Genomic DNA, 16,189 nt, shown 5'->3' on the forward strand with positions numbered 1-16,189 from the left:
TGTGGAGAAGAGCGTTACGGTTTTACTGAATATGCTTGTGTATAAAAACAAGCAAATGAATGCTGCATTGTTATGTTTATCCATGCGTATTAAACTGCAACAATAGATCTATTTTAATCGTTTGAATATTGTAAGTACTCAAACATATAGGAGAGAAGGTATTACTATGAAAAGTTTAAGTAAAAAAACAACGGTACTCCCAATGTTAATTGTGAGTATGCTTATGTTCACAGCATGTACATCAACTGAAAAACCAGCCGCGAGTGCAGCTGCTCCAATAGCTAGTAACACACCAAGCTCAGTAATTGAACCTACATCAACGCCCTCAGCTGCAGCTAGTGCAACTTCAACTACTTCAACAAAGCCAGCATCAACGCCTAGTGGCAGTACCAATATACAACCAATATCATCAGAAACAACGTCCGTTACAAAGCAAATTAAAGATATTTTTGAACTAGCCAAATTAGGTAAAGTAGCTGGCATAGAATTTGCTGCAGAAACAAGAGTCATTGAAGATGTTGAGAAAGCATGGGGGAATGCGGATCATAAAGAAGCGGTGGGAAGCGGAATATATGCGACCTACACCAAGAAAAATGCAGTTATTGGCTTCAATAAGGGTGAGCAAATCATTGATATTCGTTCCAGTGATCCAAAGCTACAAGTACTAACATTGAATCAAATTGAACAAGCGCTAGGAAAGCCAGTGGATACGAAGGTAAACGGGGATGACATGATTTATATTTATAAAGCAACCGATGTGTTTCAACTTAAATTTATTATTCCCAAATCAACCGGAAAAGTAGACCACATTTCTGTTTTTGATACCAAACATTCAGTCAATAACATGGCTGGCTAAATAGAAAATCAAAGGGGTTCACCCCTTTGATTTTTTTTGTGTGTAAACAACAATTTTGGAAGAAGTAAATCTTAAAAAATTATGTTAAACCTTTAAAGAGTCATTCTTTATGGTGCGGTAAAAGAGCCGATTATAATGGATCTTCTACATTTGTGACTGAAGCGGGTGGTATCGAGGATTATATGGAATTTGAAGCATTATTTGAAGAAGACCGCTTTGAATATGTTGAGCCGATTCGTAAAATTCGTCATCTAGGCAGGATCTCAATCGATTCAGCTGTTTTTCTGCGGTAAATACAACAAAACTTCGGGTATCAATTCTTCAGGATAACGTGCATCTGATTCGCCACAAGCCTTATTCTTTGTCGTCCCGTCGCCAGAACGGGTTCCCGCTTAATGGTAGTAAATAAGAATCGTCTATACAACTGCATTTGCAATTCCCAGAAGGCTCACCTCTCCTTATAGTGAAGATTGCTTCAATTACCATTTACCCTCCAGTAGAGGCGTTGGAAGCGAATCGCGTTGAGGTTAAACATAATGGCCTTGCATATTTAGATTTGAACAGTGCGAGGGTTGGGAATACCATCCGAATAATAGAGATAACGTGAATGATTGGAATTTCCTGGTAAGTGCATCTTAGAGCTTTCGAAAGCTCAAAATGAGGACTTCGCCAGGCGATTCTAAACGTCGTACTAGTACCCCACCCCAAAGTGGGTTCCGGTCAAGTAAGAAGAAAAATACAGTCACTGACTTTCAGCATTCAATCGACAACATTGACGAATTTTCAGAAACGTAATGATCGAACAAATGGATATTACTAGCCAATCGCGTCGGAATTTCCTCGAAAATTTTGGAAGAACATAACAAATTTATCGTAACCATGGCTCATATTTTGGGGGGTCCGTATCCTTGCCTCAGAGAGTATATTAGAAGCAGTATTATATGAGTTTCGTTGAAGGATAAAGCTGATGCCGTTATAAATTCAAAATTAAGGGGCTTTGTATTTAAAGAAATATGGGACTCAGAAATTTGAATTAATTCTCTTTCAACAGCAACCGAGTAATAAACATAAACAAAAGGAGAATCCAATCCACCCTAGATGATGAGCAGGTCTTCATTACGCTAACGGATACAATAGCTCAATAACCATCAGGAGAAGGCTGCCGATAACATTGATCGGCAGCCTTCTCAGCGGGCAGATTTGCATGGAAATAGGAGGGAATCAAAACCCGATAACAAATATTTTCTATTTAAAGCTAAAGAAGCCTTCGATTATTTTTATAAAATATTTTTTAAAGGTATGTCGATTTATTTGTATTCAGTTCGTCGATTGAATAGTGGCATGAATGAATGCTCCAAACTCACGTTAGAGGAGAAATGAAAATGAAATTTCTGTGTTTGGGTTACTTGGAGTCAGATAAAATGGATGCCCGCCCAAAGGATGAGATTGATACTATAATGAACGAATGTCCGCCCCATATGGAAAATCTATACAAAAGTGGGCAAGTGATTATCGATGCTGGTCTCGCACCCGAAACGAAATGCTTGCGGCGGGCGAATGGGAAAGAAAAGGTTATGGACGGTCCTATTATCGAAACGAAGGAGATGATTGGCAGTGCTTTTCTGATAGAAGCACGGGACATGGAGGAAGCGATCCAGATTGCTTCCTTACATCCAGCCGTACAAGTGGCATCGGGCGAGCAATTTGGATGGGAGATTGAGATCCGTCCGGTTCACTACTTTGTTTCAAGAGATTAGAATCAACTGTTTTACGGAAAAGATCGTTCACTGTATGAAAGTAAGGACCATCCCGCAAGGAGTGGCCTTAAAAACTTGCCGTTACAGTCAGTGCGGAGATCCGTACCATAGATGACAGGTGAGGTCATTACGTTAACTGGGAGACGATAGCTTAGTAAAAAGCACAAAGGCAGCCTGCGTGGCTGCCTTTTATTGCAATGTAAAGACGATGAATATCTAAGGCACTAACGATGGATCATGAACGTGATAAACAATAAGAGTCGGCGGGCATTCGACGTAGGCTTTGGGAATTTCTAAGTATACTCTAAGTATGTGTTCCACAGCTGCTAAAGCATCTTCTTTAGTGTCCCAAAAGCTAATTGTGCTGTACTCGTTGTTCTCAATATCGCTTAAAAAAGAATCCATTTAAAGCCTGAAAAATGAATTGTGCTTTTTCTAACAAATCCTCTAGAAGATACGTCGGCATGGTTGGTAACAAGCGAATCATGCAAAGCCTAGCGTACACCGTTTCCTCACCTTCATTGTTCATATTGAAAAAGTGTCGGGTGACAAGAATATTACCCCATAAAGAGCTGCTTAAATCGCAGCTTTTTTTATTTTATGACATCAAGTTCTTGTCACGAGCCAATGACAAGAACCTGATGTCATTCCCGACGGAGCAGCTCCAAGCAGACTTTGTTAAACTCCCTCGAAATGATTCCGTTTCCTCACTCAGACTCATGAATTCTCAGGATTTCACCCTGTAGTCAGAATGAAGAAGGGACAGAAGCAGCTCATCGATGAGGTCCACCGGTACATTCACTTTTACAACCACAAGCGGTTTCAGAAGAAATTAAACAACCTTAGTCCGGTGGAGTACCGAACTAAGGCTGCTTAATGCTCTTATTTCATTGTTGTCTACTTGGCGGGGCGCCACCGGCCTCCCGCCTGGGAAGGACCCAGTTGGGGCGCGGGAAGTGGCAGGTGTAGCCGCTCGGATAGCGATCCAGATAGTCCTGGTGCTCCGGCTCTGCTTCCCAGAAGTCGCCGACAGGCGTAACTTCGGTGACGACCTTCCCCGGCCAGAGATCCGACGCGTTCACGTCGGCGATCGTCTCCTCCGCCACCTTTCTCTGCTCGTCGCTCGCATAGTAGATCGCCGAACGGTAGCTTGTGCCGATATCGTTGCCCTGACGGTTCCGCGTCGTAGGATCGTGGATTTGAAAGAAATACTCCAGGATGCGCCGGTAGCTCGTCTCCGCTGTATCGATGACGATTTCGATCCCCTCCGCATGAGTGCCATGGTTGCGATAGGTCGCGTTCGGAGTGTCACCGCCAGTATAGCCGACGCGAGTCGAGACGACGCCGGGAAGCTTTCGGATCAAGTCTTGCATTCCCCAGAAGCATCCCCCAGCGAGTACAGCGCGCTGATGCATGTTTAACCTCCTCAATCTGATTGAGATATTTGCCGTAGCCCTCGCTCTCCATGTCGTCGCGATGGATGCAGTAGCATAGGCCACCGCGATTAGCCCAGCCATCCGGGAAGACGTGACCGAGATGGCTGTCGCCGTGAGTGGATCTAACCTCGGTCCTTATCATCCCATGGGAGGTGTCCCGCAGCTCGTTGATGTTTGCGGAAACGATCGGCTTCGTGAAACTTGGCCACCCAAAGGAGGACTAGACCCAAGCTGCATATCGGTGATCTCTCGAAGCTCCATGTCTAGGATGTCCCATATCCGCATTGGAAAGGCAATGTTTTTCTTACTAACTTAGATCTTCGTGAGATCCTCAACATTATACCCGCGGTATGCGTGAGTCAAACCTGTTGTTTTTTACTATTGAACTAAGCAGTACATTTGCCGCATCCTGACTTACCAGATCAGAGAGCAACTGGATACCTTGTCCGGATTTTGCGGGAGCCAACGTACTGCAAAAAAACGCGCAAGGCCTAGATACGAGGTTGTGGATAAATGAAACCGATCTCACCGAGAAAACAGTCAGGCGCTGGCATTGATGCCTCGTATTTAAAGTAGCTTCTTAGCGTAATTAGGTGTCGGTAGACAAGAACATTGTTCGATTGCCGAAAAGAACCTGCATTGAAGTCAGCTTGTTTTAACGGAGAACAATTGCTAACGGGAAAGAGATGGCTTAATAGAGATATTGACGGTGGAGCTGCCCCGACACTTGCAAATCACATATTTTGTACAGTCAGATGTCTTGGGTAATAATCGCTACCGTCACTGTAACTGCTACTTCTTTTATGTTCATACCTCGGTTATAACATTTACGCATTAGGGAATAGGCCGGTGTATTTTTTTGATTTCGAAATTTTGCGCCCCGCGGGAATGTGGAGGCCTTAGCTATTAAGCTAACGGGCAGGATAGCTGAATGACTTCGCGAATACTTTTTGAGACGGAATATTCAGGAAGTTCGTGAATATCACGTTATGCGAAATTACAGTAATATAATAAGTTAGCATTTCAAGGAGGATTATATGAAGACCATCATCTATATGGTTAGGCATGCTGAATCACCATACACTGAAGGAACCGAAAGAACAAGAGGACTCACCACTAAGGGCAAGAGCGATGTTGAAAAAGTTACAGAAGTTCTTAAAGAAGAAGGAATAGATGTTATTATATCTAGCCCGTATACCCGAGCAATCCTGAGTATTGAGGGGTTGGCACAAAACTTAGGATTAGTTATCAAAACATTTGAAGATCTCAGGGAAAGGTATTTTGCTGGAGAAATTATTGCTGATTTAATGTCAGTTATTAGAGAGAAATTTTATGATTTTGATTATTCTTTACCAGGTGGGGAGTCTAATTCTAATTGCCAGAATAGATCGATATCAGTGATAAAAAACATATTAAAAGAACACTCTGGGAAAAAAATAGCTATTGGAACACATGGGCTTGTAATGACTTTGATGATGAATTATTTTGATTCAAGTTATGGTTTGGATTTTTTAAATCAATTAAAGAAACCAGATATTTATAAATTAAGTTTTGAAAATTTAGAATTAAAAGAAGTAATAAGACTATGGAATGAGGATTTTGGATTAAGCTAACGCAAAACGATAGTGTAATAATCGCCTCATGTGTGGCAGTAGCAATAACGGCTGAGACGACTCCCTAAATCAAAAACGGAGCCCGCCGGCTAGGCTGTAAGCTCCGTTCCTGTATTATCCCGTTGAGGGGCAAGTGCCAAACGCGCTATCGTATAAAAAAATCGGCCCGATTCATAAATATTTCCTCAATCTTCTCCACTATGGGCCCGCTTTCCTCGGATTTGCGTTTCACCTCGATCCATTCCGGCTCTTGTCGAAACGCACCCCACAGCCGTTGCCGTTCCTCCATATCCTTATATTCCATCACGTAATACAACTTCGGAAGCCCCGTCTGATCGATCCAGAAATCGTACACCTTTATTTCCAACCGCTCGAAAATACTAAGTGTATGCTGGTTGAAACGTTGCAGAATCGCTTCCATTCTCCCCTCATGCATGGTATAAATGCGCAACTCGTAAAGCATGCCCATTCCCTCGCTTTCTGTAAATCGTAGAGTTTTTTCGTTGATCGTTGCCTACTCTCAGTTATTTTACCAGTAATCTTCGACCCTGGGCAATAAATGTTATAAATAATAACCCGACTAATGCATTTCATGTTAGATTGGGTGATGGTAGGTGGTTTGTGTTTGATCCTGAACATTATTTCTTTTCACATTTAAGGAATAACATTTTAAAATCATACGATTTAATCAATAACAAGGAATATGACCATACTGGCAAGTATATTGAAAAGAATAAGTTTAAAGCAGGTCATTTCGTAATTTATGAAAATTCAAAGGATTCTTCTATTTGTGATATGATAACTGATGATGTTATACATTTTTTAAAATACGAAGTAGAGCCTCTTTGGAAAAATAAATGAACGTGGAAAGAAACATGTCTCTTACTTTTGAAATCTTTAGTTATAGCATGAGCATGAATAGTATATTGTTACGCTAACGGGTACGATAGTTCAATCAATAAAGCATGAAGGTAGCCGGACTGTGATCGGCTGCCTTTTTGAACTATCGGGACGGATAATTCAACAAGAACCCCTAATGAAAAGTATTTATTTACCTCTGGCTATAAAAGAAAAATAATGTTTCACTATATCATGATTTATGTCATTCGGTGCATGAATAATGAGGATAGAGGAACGAGGACGATAAAATTTGATTGAATGGTTCTATAAACATGAAAAGGATAAATACGGTCCTTTTACTGCCGAGGAAATTAGGGATCTAATCAGTGCAGGGCAAATTAAGAGAGGTACGCTTCTAAGGAAACACAAGTTCGGAGAATGGTTAGCAGCCGAAATATATACTCAATTTGATTGGAATGAAGAAAAAACGCATGTTAGACCATGGCTCCGTTTATGGGCTAGATATTTGGATACTTTGTTGTGTGTATGTTTAATTCAAGTATTAGATAGTTTGTCCATGCCATTTGTTACTCAAGTTATGGATTGGATCATGTATGGGCCATTGTTAGTGCCGGGGACAGAGGAATACGTAATGGCAATGATTATTTTGCTGGGCTGGATACCTCTCGAATCTCTGCTTCTGTCCAAAGTGGGAACAACCCCAGGCAAATTTATATTCGGGGTAAAGGTAAGAAATCCAGATGGATCTAAGCTTTCTTTACGACAAGCTTGCAAAAGAAGCTTTCTTGTTTGGTGGCGTGGGGAGGCCGCTGGCGTTCCAATAATTTATTTAATTACGTATGCGTGTGGCTATCAAACATTGAAGAAAAAACTGCGACAGACTACATGGGATCGGGAAATGAAGGTTGTCGTATCTCATCGGCCTACTTCATTTTGGCTTGAAGCTCTCAATTTTCTTATAGTAGCTGGACTTGTGTACTACTACTTTTTCGGGTAATAGCGAGTAGGATAGTTAAGGGGGCTGAGAATGAAGCTTATTAAAGTGCCAATGATGTCAACACTCATTGTTTAAGGCTTTTCTTTGGTCGGTACTTTGGGTTCAAACAATATATGTTCTTGACCTCCAACAGGAATTATGTGTGACAAGAACATATATCGTTTGCCGAATGATGACAAGAACTTGTATTGTTATACGTAACTGAAAACCCTTCTCAACACCAGGTTAAATTAGAATGAAACGTAAGTTGTTAAGGGGCAACGATTAAGCTAAAGGGCAGGATAATGGGAATATTTGGAGAAGTATGCCACTTGAAGACAACCGCCTAGGAGAATCGGAAGAAAGTCTTGAAGTTTTGATGTAAAAGGCATTCACTCAAATGGGTGAATGCCTTTTTGTATATTGAATAGATCAAAGACTCAATAAGGTAATTCAGCTATTCTAGTGATAAATGAAAAATATATAACTTTATATGTTGTAAAATATAACATGCAAGGTATGAATTCTTGGAAAATGTCCAATTTATGTTAGGTATATTGACATAAAATTCCGATTTCCTTATTATAATTATGTAAGGTTCATGTTATTAAAAATTCCGATTGAGTAGTTTTTGTATGAATTTCGTCTCTTAACCGAAGTTCTGAATGCTGCGATATCGGTATTTTTGCGTATCAAACTATCTGAGGAGGTTGTTTCATGATTTTGAAGAAAACGGCTCTTATGATCTCAGTATCAGCGCTTGCCATGGGTTTGTTGGTAGGGTGCGGAACAAGCACAAGTACAAGTACAAGTACAAGCACAAGTTCAACTGCAGAAACGACTAAACCTAGCAGCGCAGTCACCAAGAGCGTCATCAAAATTGCGACCCAGTCCCCTTTGTCAGGAGGCAGCGCCGTTCAAGGGGAAGCTATTAAGCTAGGTGCTCAAATGTCTTTGGATGACCATAAAGCGGAATTTGACAAGCTGGGTTTTGAACTGCAGCTGGTCCCTTATGACGATCAAGCAGATCCAAAGAAAGGCGTTGCCAATGCCGAGATCATCAGTGCTGATCAATCGATTCTCGGTATCGTCGGACATATGAACTCAGGCGTAGCTATCCCCTCCTCAGTCGTTTACGAGAAGAACAATATTGTCATGGTTTCGCCGTCCAATACAGCAACGGAGGTAACCGACCGTAATCTGAAGGTCGTGAACCGAATTGTTGCAAGAGATGATTTCCAAGGTCCTGCGGCGGCTGATTATGCGTTTAAAACAGTGAAAGCCAAAAATATTTTCGTCATTCAAGATAAAACTGCCTACGGTCAAGGCTTGGCAGAAGCGTTTAAAGACGCAGCAACGAAGCAAGGGGCAACCATTGTCGGTTATGAGGGGATTACCATAGGAGAGAAGGATTTCAACGGAGTTCTTAACATTGCGCTTAGCAAGAAACCGGACTTTGTATTCTTCGGAGGATTATATGCCGAAGGCGGTCTGCTTATCAAACAAGCACGCGACAAAGGAATTACGGCTCCTTTCATGGGTGCTGACGGATGGGATACTCAAGGCCTGGTTGATGTAGCCGGTGATAAAGTAAAAGACGCCTTGTACGCTTCCATCTCAACCGATATTACCAAAACGGCAGATGGCATGAAATGGGCCGATCAATACAAAGCCAAATTCGGCAAAGCTCCAGACGGTTACTCAGCATACGCATATGACTGTATGACTATCATTCTTAACGGCATTAAAACTGCGAGCAGCGCAGACGGTGGAAAAGTGCCTGTCCGCGAAAAAGTTCGTGATGCGGTGCGCGCCACCAAAGACTTCCAAGGTGTTGCCACGAAGGTTTCCTTTGATGGCAAAGGCGACAATACATACGCTAAAGTATTTATCTACAAATTTGAAGGTCCGAAATATCCGGGTACCATGATTTCTGAAGTAGGGAAGTAAACCTAATTTCAACATCATTCAACTTAAAGTAAAGAGGTATGTGCTTTATTGATATACCTCTTTACGGTTTATCCACCTGCGAAAGGAGAAGTTTCATGATCCTAAACATCCTGCACTCACTCCCCCAAGTATTGATCGACGGGCTTGCTTTAGGAGCTATTTATGCGGTCGTTGCCTTAGGATATACCATGGTATATGGTATTCTTGAATTGATCAATTTTGCACATGGCGAGATTTTTATGACTGGGGCATTCGTCGGGACAGGGGTATTGTTCCTTTTTCAATCTACAGGGTGGCTTAGTGGTATGCCGGGATGGGTTGCATACGTTCTAATCCTCGCTATCGCCATGCTGTTTACGGGATTGTTAGGGGTGGGAATTGAACGAATTGCTTATAAGCCTCTCCGAAAAGCGCCCAAGCTGATTTCACTTATCTCCGCGATTGGTGTTTCCTTCGTGGTTCAAGATCTCGTTCGCTTTATATCCGAATTGAGAACAGGAAACTACATCATAAGCGGTATTACGTTATTCGATAAAAATTTGACCATCGGCACTTCTTCTCTTGGATCATGGCTCGGAGACGCTTCTTTGAAAACCAATACGATCATCATCATCGTAGTGGCTGTATTGTTGATGATCAGCCTTGATTTTTTTATCAATCGTACCAAATGGGGAGTGGCCATGCGGGCGGTAGCGCAAGACCGTGAAACGGCTTCGTTGATGTCAATTAACGTGAATAAAATCATTATTCTGACCTTTTTCATCGGATCAGCTTTAGGCGGTGCTACAGGGGTTTTATTTGCGCAGCAGTACGGTACGATCGATCCATTTATCGGCTATATATTAGGGTTGAAAGCGTTCACGGCCGCAGTGCTTGGAGGTATAGGAAACATTCGGGGTGCAATGTTTGGTGGACTGGTCATTGGGATATTAGAGATGTTCGCTTCTTCTAATCTTGGCTTACTGACGAATGGCAGCTTCGGTTCGGAGTATAAAGATGTGTTTGCCTTTATGATTCTAATCATCGTATTGATATTCAAACCCGAAGGTCTGTTTGGCAAAGCCGTCAAAGAGAAAGTGTAGGTGACCCATCATGGATAAAATGAAACAGGCATTAGCGCAAAACTCGAAAATGCAAGCCCTGATACTTGTCCTTCTTGTCTCGGTTACAGCACTAAGTGTATATATGACGGCTAAATCGGTAATCGCCTTTTTATTATTGCTGGCATCTTTGCTGTTGCTTTACTACACTTCATTCACAAGTAAAGTCAAATGGTTCATCGGCGGTATCCTATTAATTCTCATTATTCCGTTTGCTTCATCAGGAGGTCCCGCCTACGAATCTTATATGGAAGTTGCAACGCAGAGCGGGATTTATATCGCAATGGCGCTCGGGCTGAATATCGTGGTCGGCTTTGCTGGGCTTCTGGATCTGGGTTTTGTCGCTTTTTTCGCGATTGGAGCTTATACATATGGTATCTTCTCTACGGCACAGGCGAATCACTTCATTCCAGGTGATTTGTTTCCTCTTTCGGGCTCTGCGTTTTGGCTGTTTATTTTTGTAGGCGGCTTTATGGCTGCACTGTTCGGAGTCATTCTCGGTCTGCCCGTCCTTAGGGTGAAAGGAGATTATCTCGCTATCGTGACATTGGGCTTCGGGGAAATGATCCGCATCATCTTCAACAACCTGGAGAAGCCTGTTAACATTACGAACGGCGCAAAGGGCATATCATCGATCAAGCCTCCAAATCTGTTCGGATTTGAATTTACGCATCCTCATCAATTTTATTTCATTGTGATAGCGATCTTGGCTTTTGTGATTTTAGGAGTAAAGAGATTTGAACATTCTCGAATGGGTCGTTCCTGGAAGGCAGTTCGAGAGAATGAAATTGCCGCACAATCCATGGGGGTTCCATTAATTCGCACGAAGTTGACAGCGTTCGCTGTGGGAGCTTCCTTCTCCGGGATGATGGGAGTCGTCTTCGCAGCCAAACAAACGTTTATTGATCCTTCCAGCTTTACATTGCTTGAGTCCATTACGATTTTGGTCATGGTTGTTTTAGGAGGAATGGGGAGTGTTCCTGGCGTTATACTTGGAGCTGCACTTATTACGATTCTCAACCTGCAGGTGCTTACGGAATTTACCAATTGGTTAAATCAATTAACACTGCAAGGCGTAGTCCACATTCCATCTGCCTTATCTCCATCCAAGATGCAGAGGTTTATTTTTGGAGCCATTCTCATCCTCTTTGCCGTCTTTAGGCCAAACGGATTGATTTCGGTGAAAAATCGCAGAGTGAACGAAAAGCTGATTCAGGAACGAATTTCATCAGCTTCCGTGCAGAAAGTAAATCCTCAAAGCGGAGGGATCGCCCAATGACCGTTTTGCGTGTTAATAATTTGTTCAAACGATTTGGCGGATTGGTTGCCGTTAACGGAGTTCAATTTGAGTTTCAAAAAGGTGAAATTTCTGCTGTTATCGGTCCGAACGGTGCCGGAAAAACGACGTTTTTCAATATGATCACCGGCATTTATGCGCCTGATGAGGGTGAAATCGAATTGGAAGGCAAATCAATTGTGAAGATTAAGCCTGATCGAATTACTGAAAAGGGCATAGCCCGGACCTTTCAAAATATTAGACTGTTTGGGAATATGACTGTTCTTGAAAATGTGATGGTCGGCATGCATATTCATTTAAAAGGAGGAATATTAAGCACTTTACTCGGACTTACTAAAATTCGACTTGAGGAACAAAATGCGATGGATGAAGCATACCGACTATTGCAATATGTTGGTCTCGAGCCTCATCTCAATGAAAATGCAAACAGCCTTTCTTACGGAGCGCAAAGGCGGCTTGAAATCGCGAGAGCGCTAGCGGTTAAACCAAAAGTACTGCTGCTGGATGAACCCGCCGCAGGAATGAATCCGCGTGAAACAAAAGAACTAACCGAGCTTATTCGAAGCATTCAACAGGAGCTGGACGTATCGATAATATTGATTGAGCACGATATGAAACTCGTTATGGAGATTTCTGATCACATTCTAGTTCTGGATCACGGTGAAAAGATAGCTGAAGGATCCCCATATGAGATTCGTTCGAATTCGCGTGTGATCGAAGCCTATTTAGGTAAAAATGCCCTAGGTCAAGAGGTGAAATCATGAGCTTACTGCAGCTTCAAGAGGTCCATGCTTACTATGGAGGTATTCAAGCATTAAGGGGAATTTCACTGCATATAAATGAAGGGGAAATTGTCACGTTAATCGGTTGCAACGGAGCGGGAAAATCCACAACACTTAAATCCATTTGCGGTCAGGTAAAAACGGAAGGCTCCATTTTATTTGATAGGCGTAATATTTCGGCTTGGCCGCCTCATCAAACGGCGATGGAAGGCATTGCTCATGTCCCGGAGGGCCGGCGTATATTCCCAAAGCTAACTGTTAAGGAGAATCTGGAGATGGGCGCATTTTCAGTTAAAGATAAAAAAGTGATAAAAGAGCGTATGGAACAGTCATTCGATTACTTTCCACGTTTGAGAGAACGCTTGCACCAAGCGGGTGGCACCATGAGCGGCGGCGAACAACAAATGCTTGCCATAGCCCGTGCACTCATGATGAAACCTAAGCTATTGCTGCTCGATGAACCATCGATGGGATTGGCTCCCGTCATCGTGGATCAAATCTTTGAAATCATTCAGGAGATGAACCGAATAGGGATGACGATTCTGCTCGTAGAACAAAACGCATACCAAGCGCTGCAAATCGCCCATCGCGGTTATGTCATACAGACCGGTGAAATTATTCTGGAGGATGACGCAAAAACATTGCTTGTCAACGATCAAGTAAAAGAAGCATATCTGGCAGGATGAAACCATTTCTTCCGATGCTTTACGGCATAATGGCATCATTTTTTTCTCCTTCTCTTTCATCATGAACCGGTCCATGGAGCTGTCCGGCGGATACTGGGTATGGAGCGCTTCGCTTCGTTATCTGTTCATGTTTCCTATCCTATTGTTGATTGTCTGGATTAGGGGAAATCTCCGGGCCTTGCTTTTTGATATGAGAAAGCAGTTAGGGGTATGGATGGGCTGGAGCATGGTCGGATTCGGATTATTTTATGTGCCGCTGTGTTTTTCCGCTGCCTACGGTCCTGGGTGGTTGATTGCGGCTACCTGGCAGGTAACCATTATTGCGGGTTCATTAATTGCTCCATTATTCAGCAAGGTAATAGTAACAAAGGGTGGGCCTATTAGGATAAAGGAAAAAACCCCGTTAAGAGGTCTGTTGATTTCTCTCATCATCTTATTTGGGGTAATTGTTATACAGACGGATCATGACGGCCACCTCTCCATAAAAGACGCGCTTTTAGGCGTGGTGCCTGTTCTTCTAGCAGCTTTTGCTTATCCGCTTGGCAATCGTAAGATGATGGAGGTTTGCGGAGAACGGCTGGATACCTACCAGCGTGTTCTTGGCATGACACTGGCCAGCCTTCCATTATGGATATTGCTTTCTCTCTGTGCTTTGGTTCATGCTGGCGTACCGAGCGCAGGGCAAATCGGCCAATCTGCTCTTGTAGCCGTTTGTTCGGGAGTCGTTGCAACAGTTCTTTTTTTCAAAGCGACAGAATTGGTAAAAAGATCCGCACATCAACTGGCTGCTGTAGAAGCGACTCAAGCCGGAGAAATCATTTTTACAGTCATTGGCGAATTAGTGATACTCGATGCGGCATTTCCTTCTAGTCTGTCTTGAACAGGTATTATTTGTGTCGTAACCGGGATGATCGTTCATAGTTTAATGTCTAAGGAAGGTAAATAGATTCAAATGAAATGGAGAACGATTCTCCATTTTTTGTGAATTAACGAAAGTATTAGTTTTCGGGATAGAAAAGAGTTCAGTTGTTCGAAAGCATTAAAAAACAAGTGATCACTCTGGGGTAAACATAATTACTTGTGATAAAAAAGATTTCGGGTTAGCTGACTAAATTTAACGCAGAACTTTAGTGGAGGAGCTGCTATGTGTGTATAGCAGCTCTTTTTTTGTTTGTTGAAGTAACGGAGGAGAGTTGAATAAATTATAGCAACTACTTCCCTTAAATTACGTCTATTTTGATGACTGAATTTTATTTGAACAATCTAATTGCAAGAACAGTTTAAAGGAAAAGGGTCAGCGTGATTACAATGATATTTAGAAAGTACCTCTTTATTATAATTGCCGTACTACTATTAGCCATAGGATTATTACTATACAAAGTTGAAACTATTGTGCCATCTACAATGAAATTTGCTGATTTTGGAGGTGCAAATACTTTTTACTTTTATGAAAGTGATATTTATTACAAGAACCAAGCACTCTTACAGAGATACTTTGAACTAAATAAGAATAAAAATGTTGAAATAATTTCCATTAAAGAAGCAGATTCAGCTAATAAGACAATTAGATTTGCCTATAATTCTGATAAGGGTAGAGACTTATTTGTTGATGATAAAGGAAGGATATTTTTTGTTGTATCCAAGCCAGAAATACGAAACAAATCAAGACTTCATTGGCTTTGGTGGAAGTTAGATGTATTTGATAATTACAATTATATTTATTATTGCACTGACCCAGACAGTGGTATTGAGCAATTAGTAAATCTAATCAAAAATGATATAGGAACAAACAGGTAACATTAGGTGACTTTTTTGTTGCAGTTACCTCTTTTAATTTTCTAAACTAACGTAAGAACGATAGCTGAATAAAGACATTGCGGCAGCCGGCCATGACGATCGGCTGCCTTTTCCACGCTAATGGGCTAATGTTCAATAGAGACAATATGAACTATAATAAGGCAATACTGTTAGTTTCGGAGGGGTAGTAACTTTGACATTACTAGTTGGTCAAATCAGTGAAATAAACCGATATCCTGTAAAATCGTTTGCAGGAGAGAGTTTGGAGACTTGCACAATTAATACATATGGGTTATATGGCGACCGTTTTTGCGCCTTTATTGATGAAACAAAGGATGGCTGGGATAGCTTCATCACTGCTAGAGATATCCCTAATATGCTCACTTATAAGGCTAAACTCGTCGACAAGGGAGTAAGTGTTACATCACCTAATGGAATAACCTTTAGCTGGAATGAAGAACTATTAGATGAAATTCAAAGATACTCCAAAAGAAAAATATCAATGACGAACTATAAAGCGCCGAACCCTGAGAACCCCGACCTTATGTCTGTTGACCTAGCAAGCGTCCTTATTATTACAGACTCTTCGTTACGAAAACTTGAAGCCATATGGGGAAAAAACATAGATAAACAACGGTTTAGAGCAAACTTAATTGTGTCAATAGACGAAAACACATTCAATGAAAACGATTGGATAGGAAAGCAAATATCAGTTGGGGATGCAGTATTACAAATTGAATCTTACTGTCAGCGTTGTTCAATAATTACGATTGACCCTGATACACTCATACGGGATACTTCTCTGTTGAAGAAAGTAAATGAGCAAATGAATTTATGCTTTGGCGTATATGCCTCTGTTAAAAATCCCGGGCAAATTCATGTTGGTCAGAAAGTTTATCTATCTGATTGAACAAAATGAACAAGTCCTTATTGCGCTAACGGAAACCAATTATGGCCCACAGCCCGTTGCTGTGGGTCACTTTTTTGTTCAGCGTGCCCAGAGGCACGCATTATCTAGTTGGTGCAAGTCCAACCACGGGAGGGACCAAGCCACCCTTGTAGCTAGGATGCTTGCGTA

The 16,189-nt window shown here is 41.8% G+C and carries 15 protein-coding genes and 2 pseudogenes; 14 read left to right on the top strand and 3 right to left on the bottom strand.

Translation table 11 applies throughout. The annotated features are described in order from the left end of the window. Nucleotides 1-166 precede the first annotated feature (166 nt). From ASG85_RS22980 to ASG85_RS37145, 4 genes are all read left to right on the top strand, one after another. On the top strand, nt 167-856 hold the full coding sequence (locus ASG85_RS22980) for a YjgB family protein (protein ID WP_060647824.1): 690 nt from the start codon (nt 167-169) through the stop codon (nt 854-856). A gap of 152 nt (nt 857-1,008) precedes the next feature. Next, nucleotides 1,009-1,149, top strand: a complete 141-nt coding sequence (locus ASG85_RS38090) for a hypothetical protein (RefSeq protein ID WP_156396748.1) — start codon at nt 1,009-1,011, stop codon at nt 1,147-1,149. A 1,089-nt stretch (nt 1,150-2,238) separates the two neighbouring features. Next, nucleotides 2,239-2,613 (top strand): YciI family protein, encoded by a 375-nt coding sequence (locus ASG85_RS22985; RefSeq protein ID WP_060647825.1) that lies wholly within the window; start codon nt 2,239-2,241, stop codon nt 2,611-2,613. A gap of 775 nt (nt 2,614-3,388) precedes the next feature. After that, nucleotides 3,389-3,490, top strand: coding sequence for an IS3 family transposase (locus ASG85_RS37145; protein WP_414858779.1), 102 nt, complete (start codon nt 3,389-3,391; stop codon nt 3,488-3,490). A gap of 10 nt (nt 3,491-3,500) precedes the next feature. Here ASG85_RS37145 and msrA read toward each other — a convergent pair whose 3' ends face one another. Both msrA and ASG85_RS39340 read right to left on the bottom strand, forming a co-directional pair. Beyond that, a complete protein-coding gene (gene msrA / locus ASG85_RS22995) occupies nt 3,501-4,028 on the bottom strand; it encodes a peptide-methionine (S)-S-oxide reductase MsrA (protein WP_060647827.1) in 528 nt (175 codons plus the stop codon). Between the two features lie 7 nt (nt 4,029-4,035). Continuing rightward, nucleotides 4,036-4,269 (bottom strand): annotated as a pseudogene (locus ASG85_RS39340) (peptide-methionine (R)-S-oxide reductase); the annotation flags it as partial. An 817-nt stretch (nt 4,270-5,086) separates the two neighbouring features. On the opposite strand from ASG85_RS39340, the gene ASG85_RS23000 reads away from it, so the two are divergent. Next, entirely contained in the window at nt 5,087-5,662 is a 576-nt protein-coding gene (locus ASG85_RS23000; protein WP_060647828.1) for a histidine phosphatase family protein, read from the top strand. A gap of 145 nt (nt 5,663-5,807) precedes the next feature. Here the strand turns inward: ASG85_RS23000 and ASG85_RS23005 are convergent, their stop codons facing one another. After that, entirely contained in the window at nt 5,808-6,125 is a 318-nt protein-coding gene (locus tag ASG85_RS23005) for an NIPSNAP family protein (RefSeq protein WP_060647840.1), read from the bottom strand. Between the two features lie 687 nt (nt 6,126-6,812). Between ASG85_RS23005 and ASG85_RS23015 the strand changes: the two genes are divergently transcribed. From ASG85_RS23015 to ASG85_RS23055, 9 genes and pseudogenes are all read left to right on the top strand, one after another. Further along, complete coding sequence (locus ASG85_RS23015; protein WP_060647830.1) at nt 6,813-7,520, top strand: RDD family protein; 708 nt, start codon at nt 6,813-6,815, stop codon at nt 7,518-7,520. A gap of 696 nt (nt 7,521-8,216) precedes the next feature. After that, complete coding sequence (locus tag ASG85_RS23020) at nt 8,217-9,449, top strand: branched-chain amino acid ABC transporter substrate-binding protein (RefSeq protein WP_060647831.1); 1,233 nt, start codon at nt 8,217-8,219, stop codon at nt 9,447-9,449. Nucleotides 9,450-9,544: 95 nt separating this feature from the next. Continuing rightward, nucleotides 9,545-10,531 (top strand): branched-chain amino acid ABC transporter permease, encoded by a 987-nt coding sequence (locus ASG85_RS23025; RefSeq protein ID WP_060647832.1) that lies wholly within the window; start codon nt 9,545-9,547, stop codon nt 10,529-10,531. Between the two features lie 19 nt (nt 10,532-10,550). Continuing rightward, nucleotides 10,551-11,828 carry a branched-chain amino acid ABC transporter permease gene (locus ASG85_RS23030; RefSeq protein WP_414858780.1) on the top strand — a complete coding sequence of 426 codons (1,278 nt, stop codon included), beginning with the start codon at nt 10,551-10,553 and terminating at the stop codon, nt 11,826-11,828. Next, entirely contained in the window at nt 11,825-12,610 is a 786-nt protein-coding gene (locus tag ASG85_RS23035; RefSeq protein ID WP_060647834.1) for an ABC transporter ATP-binding protein, read from the top strand. The genes ASG85_RS23030 and ASG85_RS23035 overlap by 4 nt, the downstream gene beginning before the upstream one ends. After that, nucleotides 12,607-13,314, top strand: a complete 708-nt coding sequence (locus ASG85_RS23040) for an ABC transporter ATP-binding protein (protein WP_060647835.1) — start codon at nt 12,607-12,609, stop codon at nt 13,312-13,314. Before ASG85_RS23035 ends, ASG85_RS23040 begins: the two co-directional genes overlap by 4 nt. Further along, nucleotides 13,311-14,260: pseudogene (locus ASG85_RS23045) on the top strand (multidrug resistance efflux transporter family protein). The gene ASG85_RS23040 and the pseudogene ASG85_RS23045 overlap by 4 nt, the downstream one beginning before the upstream one ends. Nucleotides 14,261-14,613: 353 nt before the next feature. Then, entirely contained in the window at nt 14,614-15,111 is a 498-nt protein-coding gene (locus ASG85_RS23050; protein WP_060647836.1) for a hypothetical protein, read from the top strand. Between the two features lie 193 nt (nt 15,112-15,304). Continuing rightward, nucleotides 15,305-16,021, top strand: coding sequence for an MOSC domain-containing protein (locus ASG85_RS23055; protein ID WP_060647837.1), 717 nt, complete (start codon nt 15,305-15,307; stop codon nt 16,019-16,021). Nucleotides 16,022-16,189: the final 168 nt, after the last annotated feature.

The organism is Paenibacillus sp. Soil724D2 (assembly GCF_001427935.1).
In the GTDB taxonomy this organism is placed as follows: Bacteria; Bacillota; Bacilli; order Paenibacillales; family NBRC-103111; genus Paenibacillus_E.